The sequence below is a fragment of the Streptomyces sp. NPDC045956 genome (genome assembly GCF_056430705.1).
On sequence record NZ_JBWKKZ010000006.1, the window covers coordinates 441801 to 452767 of the forward strand.

Annotated in this window: 6 protein-coding genes; 3 read left to right on the plus strand and 3 right to left on the minus strand. The window is 71.6% G+C overall.

Features of this window, described 5'->3' with window-relative positions; genetic code table 11:
• Nucleotides 1–131: 131 nt before the first annotated feature.
• Entirely contained in the window at nt 132–2159 is a 2028-nt protein-coding gene (locus AC07FV_RS18975) for a thioredoxin domain-containing protein (RefSeq protein WP_479088569.1), read from the minus strand.
• A 205-nt stretch (nt 2160–2364) separates the two neighbouring features.
• On the opposite strand from AC07FV_RS18975, the gene AC07FV_RS18980 reads away from it, so the two are divergent.
• The gene (locus AC07FV_RS18980; protein WP_479088571.1) at nt 2365–2931 is read left to right on the plus strand and encodes a Uma2 family endonuclease; all 567 of its coding nucleotides are present in this window, start codon (nt 2365–2367) and stop codon (nt 2929–2931) included.
• 217 nt (nt 2932–3148) lie between these two features.
• A complete protein-coding gene (locus tag AC07FV_RS18985; RefSeq protein ID WP_479088572.1) occupies nt 3149–4600 on the plus strand; it encodes a restriction system modified-DNA reader domain-containing protein in 1452 nt (483 codons plus the stop codon).
• Nucleotides 4601–4772: 172 nt separating this feature from the next.
• Here the strand turns inward: AC07FV_RS18985 and AC07FV_RS18990 are convergent, their stop codons facing one another.
• Nucleotides 4773–5027, minus strand: a complete 255-nt coding sequence (locus AC07FV_RS18990; protein ID WP_479088573.1) for a hypothetical protein — start codon at nt 5025–5027, stop codon at nt 4773–4775.
• Nucleotides 5028–5271: 244 nt separating this feature from the next.
• On the minus strand, nt 5272–7314 hold the full coding sequence (locus tag AC07FV_RS18995; RefSeq protein WP_479088574.1) for an N-6 DNA methylase: 2043 nt from the start codon (nt 7312–7314) through the stop codon (nt 5272–5274).
• Nucleotides 7315–7749: 435 nt separating this feature from the next.
• Here AC07FV_RS18995 and AC07FV_RS19000 point away from each other — a divergent pair.
• Nucleotides 7750–10967, plus strand: a 3218-nt coding sequence (locus AC07FV_RS19000) for a tetratricopeptide repeat protein (RefSeq protein ID WP_479088575.1), incomplete at its 3' end; no start/stop codon positions are given.

Here is a 10967-nt window from a genome sequence, read left to right on the forward strand (position 1 = left end):
GGTGACGAGGTTAGGGGGTTTTCGTGAAGCTCATCAGCTCTTTCGATGAAGAGGGTGTTTCCTCACCATGAGGACCGGGTCTGAACAAAATGCCGTCGAGATCCGTTCCGATCGTTTCCGTTTGCGCCCTTTCAGCTGTTCAGCCGCGCACGCAGCCGTTCCGGATCGGTCGTCGGGGCGTCGCAGGTGAAGTTCCGGCAGACGTACGCGGCCGGCGCCCCGTCCACCAGCGGCCGGTCGGCCAGCAGGGGGAACTCGTCGCTCCCCACCGTGCCCACGGCCACGACCGCGCCGGGAGCCGTCCCCAGCAGCGCCGTGCGGTGCAGGCCCCGCGTCGCACCGTCGTCCGGGGCCGGCCCCACGACGGCCACCTCCCGCGGCCCGTCGAGCAGCGCCTCGGCGGCGGCCAGCCCCCAGCCGACGAAACGCGGCACCCGCGGACCGAGCGCCTTCACGACGCCCAGGGCGCGCTCCGCCGCGGTGCGGTGGGGCGCGGAACCGGTGTGGGCGGCGTAGGACAGCAGGGCCCCGGCGGCGGCGCTCCAACCGGACGGGGTCGCGTTGTCCGTGGGGTCCTGCGGGCGGCGGATCAGCCGCTCCGCGTCGGCCGCGGTGTCGTAGAGGGAGCCGGAGTCGTCGGTGAAGCGGGTGAGGACGTGGTCGAGCAGCAGCCCGGCGAAGTCCAGCCAGACGCCCTCCCCGGTGACCGACGCCAGCGCGAGGAGGCCCTCCGCCACGTCGGCGTAGTCCTCCAGCACCCCGGCGTGGGCGCCCGCCCGGCCGTCCCTGCTGGTACGGAAGAGCCGCGCCTGCTCGTCGAGGTGCAGCCGCACCAGCAGGTCGGCGGCGGCGACGGCGGCCTCCACCAGGTCGGGGCGCTCGAAGTAGGCGCCCGTCTCGGCGAGCGCGGCGATCGCCAGGCCGTTCCAGGCGGCGACGACCTTGTCGTCCCGGCCCGGTGCGGGGCGCTGCTCCCGGGCGGCCAGCAGCCGCTCCCGGACCGAGGCGATCCGCTCCGCCTCGAACACGCCCTCCTGCTGCGGCAGCTGGAGCACGGAGGAGCCGTGCTCGAAGGTGCCCTCCTCGGTCACACCGAAGTACCGGGCGGCGAGCGCGGCGTCGTCGGCGCCGAGCACCTCGGTGAGCTGCGCGGGCGTCCACACGTAGTACGCGCCCTCGACGTGCCGCCCCGTCCCGTCGTCGCTGTCCGCGTCCAGCGCGGAGGCGAAGCCGCCCTCGGCGGTGCGCAGCTCGCGCACCATGAAGTCGGCGGTCTCCAGGGCGACCCGGCGGGCGAGGTCCGAGCCGGTCGCCCGCCACAGGTGCGCGTAGACCCGGCACAGCAGGGCGTTGTCGTACAGCATCTTCTCGAAGTGGGGCACCACCCACTCACGGTCCACGGAGTACCGCGCGAAACCGCCGCCGAGCTGGTCGTAGATCCCGCCGCGTGCCATCCGCTCGCAGGTGTCCCCCGCCATCTGGAGCGCGCCCTGCGCGCCGGTGCGGGCGTGGTGGCGCAGCAGGAACTCGACCACCATGGACGGCGGGAACTTCGGCGCCCCGCCGAACCCGCCCCGCTGCGGGTCGTACTCCCGGGTGAGCCCGAGCAGCGCCTGCCCGAGCTGCTCCTCGCCGGGCGCCTGCGCGTCGCCGTAGGAGATCTCCCGCCCCGCGAGGTCCCGCACGATCTTCCCGGCGACGTCGGTCACCTCGTCCCGCCGCTCCGCCCAGGCCTGGTGCACTCCCTGGAGCACCTGCCGGAATGACGGCATCCCGTGCCGGGGCTCGGGCGGGTAGTAGGTGCCGAAGTAGAAGGGCTCGGCGTCCGGCGTGAGGAACACGGTCATGGGCCAGCCCCCCTGCCCGGTCGCCGCCTGCACGGCCTCCATGTAGACGGCGTCCACATCGGGACGCTCCTCGCGGTCGACCTTGACGGCCACGAAGTGCTCGTTCAGGTAGGCGGCAGCGGCCTCGTCCTCGAAGGACTCCGCGGCCATGACGTGGCACCAGTGACAAGCGCTGTACCCGACGCTCAGGAGGACGGGGACATCCCGCCGCCGGGCCTCCTCGAACGCCTGGGGCTCCCACGGCCACCAGTCGACGGGGTTGTCCGCGTGCTGAAGCAGATACGGGGAGGTCACACCAGCCAACCGGTTCATGCGATCCAGCCTCTCACAGCACCCGCCGCGACCGCCGAAACCGCATGAGCCCGCCTCGCCCGGCCGGAGGCGTGAGTTCTTCTCCCTGGGCCCGGACGCCGAAGCCCTCCCGATGCCCCTTCTGGTCGGACGCTCCGAAGCACCGGAACAGTACGCTGGGCGCAGCAGCGCCGGACCTGCCGAGGCTCCTCGAAGGAGGTACCCCATGACCGCCGAGATGGTGGCGCCCGCGTGGATGCACACCCAGATCAGCGCGGAGCAGTACGACTCCTGGTCCGAGGAGCAGTGTGACGGCGTCGAGATCGTGGACGGGATGGTCGTCGTGAGCCCGAGCGCCTCCAAGCGCCACAACCGGCTGGCCCGCATCCTGGCCAACGCTCTGGACGCGGCCGCGGGCCCCGACTGGAACGCGGACACGGACTTCGACGTGCGTCTCCAGGACGTCCCGCTCACCAACCGCCGCCCGGACGTCACGGTCTACCGCGCGGAGACCATCGACGTCACGCCCACTCGCCCCGAGCACGTCCTCCTGGTCGTCGAGGTCGTGTCACCCGGCTCGGAGACCACGGACCGGATCGTGAAGGTGGATCAGTACGCCAAGGCCGGCATCCCCTTCTACTGGCGCGTCGAGCAGGCCGTCACCGGTGTCCCGATCATCTACACCTACGTCCTCGACCCCGCCACCAAGGCGTACCGGGAGGGCGAGATGTTCACCGGCACGGTGAAGGCCACCGCGCCCTTCGCCCTCACGGTCGACCTTGGGGACATGTAGGGGTCCCTTCACGTGGCTCAGCCGACCGGCGCAAGCGCCCGAGAAGCCGTGGGCTCACACTGCCCCCGGTCCACGGAGTTCTCCGCACCGGAGACCGTGACTCGGCCCAACCGTCCCTGACCACCCATGGCAAGGCGATTTCCGGGAATCCACACCCGGGCCGGGCTCGACTCTGCGATGATCACCGCGTTCCAAGGCAGGTTGACCGGGGGGATCAATGGCTGAGTGCACAGTTGACGGCAGCGCTGACGAGCCTCTGGGCCGCGCCTCATATCTGTTCGAGGGGCGGCGGGTACTGGTCTCTGACCTCGTACGTGCCAGCCTTCTGGACCCGGGGACGCGCCTCACCTTCCGGCAGCGGCGGTCCGGGCAGGAGCACCTTGCTCAGGTGACCTCGGACGGCAGGATCGAGCTCAAGGACGGCCAGCGGTTCAGATCCCCTTCAGCGGCGGCAGCCGCCGCCACAGGGCGCGGTCCCTACGACGGGTGGACCGCCTGGGCACTGGACGACGGGACCCTGCTGGACGTCGTGAGGCAGAAGCTTCTGGACACGGTGGCGGAGTTGCCCCGTTCCGGTGACGTCACCGCGCACCGTTCCGCCGCCCGGCACGCGCGGTTGAAGGACGCCCGGAGGCAGGCGGACGCCGACACGCCGGTCACCGTCACCGTTCGGGATCTCCTGGGCTGGTGGGGGGCGTCCCGCCGCGGCTACCTGGTCACCGAGCAGGTAGCCGCGGAACTCGCCAACCATGGCCTGTCCACTGTGCCGGACTTCGCAGCCGTCGGGATCGACGACCGAGTCACCTTGACCAGCCCTTCCGGGGACGACGAGGACCATGAGGGGAAGGCGGCCGAGCAGAGGCCGACGGCAGGGCAGGAAGAGCCCAGGGAGGCCGGTACACCAGGGCCTGTCCCCACCTCCAGCGGCGACGAGGACGAAGAGGACCCGATTCAGGGCCAGACGGTTGGCAACCTGCCCTCCGCGCTCAAGGGAGTGGTGTCGGTGTCTTCCTCGGCGAGCTTCGAGGAAGTGTTCACCAAGATGCGCCTCAACGGGTACTCACAACTGCCGGTGCTGAACGGACCTCGGAACCTGCGGGGTGCCGTCACCTGGGAATCCATCGCACGAGCGCGCTACGCGGACTCCGAGGCACCCTTCTCCGAAGCCATAGTCGCCGCCCACGCGGTCAGCTATGACGAGCACCTGATCGACGTGCTGCCCGATCTGGAACGATTCGGCTTCCTCCTGGTCAAGGACCAGACGAACCAGATCGCCGGCATCATCACGGTGGCCGACGTGGCCGCGGAATACGGCGCCACGGCCCGGCCTTTCCTGCTCATCGGGGACCTCGACCGGCAACTGCGCCGAGTCATCTCGGAGGGTCTGGATCTGACGGAAGTGATCACCCTTTGCGATCCTGACGGACTCCGGAAGCTCTCCGCCTTCGATCAGCTTTCCTACGGTGACTACCAGCAGGTCCTGGGCAATCAAAAGCAGTGGGACAAGCTGGGCTGGCCGTTGGACCGCAAGTCCTTCGTCGCGCGCCTTGATGAACTGCGTGAGCTCCGCAACGAGCTGATGCATTTCAACGATAAGGACAAGGCCGGTGACTCGGCGATACCGATGCTCCGCAACATGATCGAGCTTCTGCGCGAGCACGGCGGCTGAAGCGAGGCGGTTGCCAGGCCCAACGGGAGACCGCGACGACCGGTCGAAACTCTGCCGGAGTCGCAAGATCATCGGAGCGGTATGAGCGCCCCCGCATGCTGAAGCACGTACGACGAGGCCACATCAGCCAGAGGACTGTCGCGATGACGGCCGAGGACTCCCGCTACCCAACTCAGAACTGCACGCCTTCCACGACGCCCTCTGACCGCGTGTCCGCGGCGTGCTCAACGCCGCGGAGCCCGCTTCCGAGGTAGCCACCGATCACGATGACGGTCGCCGCCGCGCCAAGGGCGACCGCCAGCCGCTCGCCTCTCGACAAAGGGGCGGTCGCCCCCTCCGGCGGCGCAGTGCGGCGGTAGACGAGCGCCCCGACCGCGCAGGCCCCGGAGGCAACAAGGGCAGTGATGAGGTCGAAGGTTACGTACAAGGTGCACCCCCGGGGGTTGGAAGCGCGCTGCCAGGACGAGTCGTCCTGGTGGTCGGCGCAGGCAGGCAGACTGGTTCGAGGACAAGTTCGACACCCCGCAGTCGGGGGGCCGTGGGACTGCTGTTCGGCATCCGGCCTTCGTCGCAACTGGCCGGCGTGGACCCGTCGGGCCCGTGCATCAGGGTCCGACCGTTGATGACGAGCGACACGGCCGCCGCCTCCTCCTGCGATCCAGAGTTCGGCCTCATCGCGCAAGGAAACTGTTCAGCGCCCTGCTGCGGATGTCCCGCATGGTCGTCAACTGGTCCAGCAGCCGTCGCTCATGGGCGTCGAAGCTCGCCATGACTTCACCGATGGACCGCTGGGTCTCGAGATCAGGGAGAGCGACGGGCAGCATCCCGAGCACATCGAGCGAGACGGTCCGCAGCGCCAGGCTCCCGGTCGAATGCGTGTCGAGCCAGTCCCGCGCCTCGCGGCTGCGCAGGAACGCCGCCAGGTAACGGGAGTCGACGGTGTCGGGAGGGCTGATCACGAAGCAGCCGGTGCCGCAGACCCAGCCCTGCTGTTCCTCTCCGACCACGGCACATCGCCCGAGATCGCCCCGGCGTGCGACCACGACATCACCCCGGTGCAACCGGAAGCGGTCAAGCCGATCGCCGTGCTGCTCGGAGATGCGCTTGATGCCGTCCACGGCGAAACCGACGTCCGAGATGTCCTTCGGCATCACCACGGGGACCCCGTGGTGCTCCACGTAGTCCTGGGCCCGGATCAGACTTCCCGAAGGCCCCGCGAGCAGGCGCGGGACACGCCCCCCGACCGTCGCCTCTCCCCTCACCACGTCCTTCAGCAGCAGGTTCTGGCATCGGAAGCCGTCCTGCGCCAGGTGGTCCTGCGCACCGGCGACCTGCGCCAGTTCCGCTCCGTGCTCCGATGTCTCGCGGTTGCGCCGCTCGAAGTCGGCCAGCATGGCACTCAGGTCCGTTACTCCGGCCGGCGCGCTCTCCGTCCTCAGGTACGTCCGCGGGTCCAGACTGCCGGCGTTCTCGATGAGTTCGGCATAGGGGACCGACCGGGAAAAGCCCGGCTCGCTCACCTCATTCGACGTGTCACACCAGAGCCGGAAGCGTCCCGCGATGCAGCGGACGTCCTCGCTCGACAACACACGGGGCCGTTCCGACGACCGGCCTCCCGCACCGCGCGCATCGAGGAGGAGCACGGAGTCGCTTCGGTGCGCCGGACGGGACCGACGCCCTCGCCCCAGTACCCAGACGTGCACGGCGATGTTGGTTCCCGCGAAGAGGTACGGCGGTAGAGCGATCACCGCGAGCACCGCGCCGCGGGCCACCATCTCCCGGCGGATCGGCGCCTCCGGCCCTTGCGCCCAGGCCGCGCGGGCGGGCATCACGACCGCCGCGATACCGCCTTCCTTCAGTTGGGACCAGGCAAGCTGCAACCATGCGAAGTCGGCATTCGACTCCGACGACGCCGAGAGCTGCGGCTGTCCCCATCCGTCGATCCGCTGGCTGAACGGCGGATTGCTCAACACCCGGTCGACACGGCCCGTGTTCGGGGCCCGCAACAGTGTCGCCGGATCGGCCAGTCCCACCTGCGGCACGCTCACCCCGTGCAGGGCCAGGTTCAACATCGCCGGGCGCACGTTGCCCCGATCCACCGCGTACGCCTCGAACGAGCTGTCCCCGACCGGCCCCTGCTCGGCCAAGTGCCGAGCGGCAGCCGCGAGCACACTTCCGGTACCACAGGCCGGGTCCATGATCCGGTCTCCAGGACGGAGGGCGGCCAGCTGCACGAGCAGGTCAGCGACCCCGCGCGGAGTGTAGAACTCCCCTCCCGGCAACGCCCCCTCCTCCGCGTGCCGTTGGAGCAGTAGCTCACAGACGTCGGCCACCCGGACCTCCGCGAAGCTGGGGCCCTGAACCAGTGCCGCGACGAAAGCCGTCATCCAGGCGGCATCGTCCGGCCTGCTCTCGAGGTCGAGGTCGGCCGACCAGGGCAGCGGGAAACCCGGACGCCGGGCCGCCTCCTGCAAGGCCCCTCGCAGGTCGGCCACCGGAGAGAAGCCGACGACGGCCTCCGCCGAGGCGCGTTTCCACCGCTTGACGAAATCGCCCTCGGCATGACCTTCCTGCTCCGCGAAGGCGGCGAGCATGAGGATCGCCAGTTTCGCGTCGAGGTCGCCGGCCGTACCCCGGCCGCGCCGGTAGGGCGCGTACGCCCGCCACAGCCGGTCGGCGATCTCGGCTGCCGGGTCCACCGCTTCTCTGATCACCGAACGCCTCTTTCCCGAGTTCCGGTTCCGTCCGCCGCCTTGCGGCTCCACCTGGGCCTGTTGCGCAGAAATGCTGCGCATTATCACTGCGTCCCGACGATCAAGCCACCTCAGCGTCTTCGGGATCGGCTCTGCTCGAAGAGTAGCTGCAAACCTCCCCTGAACAGCGGAGAGAACCACCCGACGGCCCGAGACCGTCCGCGCTGCGCAGTCCGACTGCGCAAATTGACTCGTGACAAGCAGCAGCTCCAGCCGCCGACCCCCTCGCCGAGGCCTCGACGGCAAGATGCTGCGACTCAGGAACGTGTGGCGCAGATCACGCTCCCCCTGAAGGTGTCCGGTGATCGCCGCCCCCTCGCGCCGGCCCCCGGTCCGAAGGACACTGGTGGATCGAGGAGTTGCCGACTGGGCTCTGCCGCCGGAGGGGGACGCGACATGCGGGACGGGCATCGGGTGGAGGCCGAGCGGTTGTTGCGGCAGGCCGTGGAGGAGGAGGTGCGGCGGTCGGGCGGTCGTACGGACGGGAACGTGCTGCTGTCCCGGGCGCGCGGGTCGCTCGACGCGATGGCGGGGGCGGCCGCCGAGGAGTACGCGGCCTACACGCACGCCCTGGACGAGGCCGAGGCCGGGCAGCTCACCTTCCGGCAGCGGTACGCCCGGGAGGGCGCCGGCACCCCCCTGCTGGTGGCCGGCGTGGCGGCGGTCGCCGCGGTGGTGGCCGACATGGCGCTCGGTACCGGCACCGGCACGGCGGTGGGTGCGGGCGTGGCCGTCGGTGTGGTGGGAGCCGCGGCGACCGTCGTCAAGGTGGTCGGCTCGCACGTGCCGGCCGCCCATCACCGCGCCGGGGCCGTCAGCCAGCCCGGCGGGCCCGAGCAGTTGCGGTTGCAGTGGCTGACGGCGTTGGAGGTGCGCGGCATCCGGCCCTTCCTGGACCAGCAGCGGATGCTGGCCGCGTCCACCGGGCCGAAGAAGGCCGGGCCGAAGCTGCGCGGTGCCGACAAGAGCGCCGCGGCGCGGGGACGCAGCGCGCTGGAGCAGTCGTTCGCGCAACTCCCGGAGTCCCGGGGCACTTTCGCCGGGCGGCGGCAGGAGATGGCGCGGTTGCGGCAGTGGGTGCAGGCGGCCCGGGCGAGCACGGAGACGAAGCCGACGGTCGTGGTGCTGCACGGTCCGCCCGGCAGCGGCCGGACGACGCTCGCCGTGCGCGCCGCGCACGAGCTGCGGGACCACTTCCGCGGGGCCTGCGTGGTGGACCTGCGCGGGGACGGCCCCGGGCCGGACGGCGAGTCGCCGCTGAGCACCCGGGACGCCCTGCTGCATCTGCTGAACCGGTTGGGGGCGCCCCGCGAGCAACTCCTGTTCCGGGAGCGGTCCTCGGCGGACCAGCAGGTCAAGCGGCTCAGCGAGCTGTACCACCAGCATCTGACGGGCGTGCCGGTGATCGTCGTGCTGGACGACGCCAAGGACGCGGAGCAGGTGCGCACGCTGGTGCCGGAGCGGTCGGACAGTCTGGTGCTGGTCACCGCGCGGGAGGCGCTTCAGCTGCCGGCCGACCTGCCCGCCCGGGCGTACCACCTGCCGGTGGAGGCGCTGGACGCGGCGGGCGCGGAGGAGTTGCTGGGGGCCGCCGCGCAGGACGCCTCGGGCCCCTACGACGCCGAGTCGGCGGATCTGGTGCGGCAGTTGTGTGGTGGGCTGCCGCTGGCACTGCGCATCGCGGGGTCGTCGCTGGGGCCGCGCTCGCCGCGCGCGCTGGCGACCGACCTGGGCGCGTACGGGCCGGTGGAGCCGGTCGAGCGGGTGCTGTGGCTGCGCTACACCGACCAGCCGGAGCCGGCCAGGCGGCTGCTGCGCCGGCTGGCGCTGGCGGGGCGCACCTCGCTGGGCAACCCGGCGGCGGCCGCGCTGCTGGCCACGGACGAGACGGAGGCGGCCCGGCAGTTGGACGCGCTGGCCCGGGCGGGCCTGATCGACCGCGTCCGCGGCAGCCGCTACCGGCTGCACGACTCGGTGCGCGCCTTCGCGCGGGCCCGGCTCGCCGACGAGGAGGAGCCGGGCGAGCGGGCCGCGGCGCAGGAGCGGCTGATCGCCAACTACGCCGAGCTGGCCGACTCGGTGCTGCGCCTGATCGACGGCAACGTGTCGACGCGCTCCGACCGGTTCGGGAGTCACGGCTTCACGTCCCTGGACGAGGCGCTGCGCTGGCTGGACGACGAGTCGAGCTTCATCACGGCGGCGCTCAGACACGCGGAGGGGGTGGACCAGCGCGCGGTGCTGAACCTGCTGGGCGCGCTGTGCGACTACTGCCTGCTGCGCGGCGACCTGTACCGGCTGGGTGAGATCAGCGAGCTGGCGCAGTCCGTGGACCAGGGTCTGCTGGTGCGTTCGGTGCAGTGGCGCACCGGTATCGCGGCCCGGCAGCTCGGCGAGCTGGACAAGGCGCGGACGACGCTGACCTCCGTGGTGGACCTGTACCGGGAGGCGCACCATGACGCGGGGGCGGCGCGTGCCCTGTGCTCGCTGGGTATCACGCTGCACCACCAGGGCAACCTGACCGAGGCGGCGGCGAAGCTGCGGGAGGCGCTGGATCTGCAGGCCGCGCCCGAGCTGGACACGGACCGGGCGTGGACGCTGCACGCGTTGGCGGCGGTGCAGCGGGACCGGGCCCGGCTGGCGGAGGCGCTGGAGCTGCTGACCGGGTCGCTGGTGCTGCACCGGGCGGGTGAGTCGGTGCACGGTCAGGCCTGGGCCCATTTCCAGCTCGGTCAGCTTCGTCTGCGCATGGGGGACGTGCCGCGTGCGGAGACGGATCTGCGGACGGCGCTGGAGCTGTACGGCCGCACCCAGGACGCCCGCGGCGAGGCCTGGGCCCTGACGCAGCTGGCGCGGGCGCGGTTGGTGGACGGCGACGCCGCCGAGGCGCTGGACGAGCTGCGGCGGGCGGCGGCCCGGCACCGGGAGAACGAGGACGCGCGGGGCGAGGCGTGGACGGTGTACTACGTGGGGCAGGCGCTGGAGGAGACGGGTGCGCTGGACCAGGCGGTCCGTGAGCTGGAGCGTTCCCGCACGATGTTCTCCCGGATGCGGGACGTCTACGGTCTGGCCTGCGCCCGGCACCATTCGGCGCGGGTGACCCGGGACCAGCGCGCCGCCCGGACGGGGTCGCTGCGCAACTCGGGCTTCGCCCGCCAGCTCCTGGTCGACGCGCGGGCCGACTTCCAGCGCATCGGCGTCGGTCACGGGGAGGCGTGGACCTGTCTGGAGCTGGCGGTGGTGGACGCGGGCAACGCGCGTACGCCGCAGGCGCTGGCGCTGTGCGACGAGGCCGCGGCGCTCTTCGCGGCGTACGGCGACCGGCGGGGTGACGACTGGGCCCGGTTCCTGCGCTGCACCCTGCTGCCGTACGCGGCGCCGGGGGGCGTGGAGGTGGGTACGGCGGTGGCGCAGGAGGAGCTGGCCCGGTTGGCGCGGGCCGGCCACCCGGCTCGGGACGGGAAGCTGGACGACTACGTGGAGGCGTACCGGCTCCTGCTGGAGCGGGGCGTGCGGCTGGAGGACGGCTGGCAGGCCTGGGGGGGGGGGGGGGGGGGGGGGGGGGGAGAAAGAGCGAGGGAGGGGGGGGGGGGGGGGGGGGGGGGGGGGGGAGAACA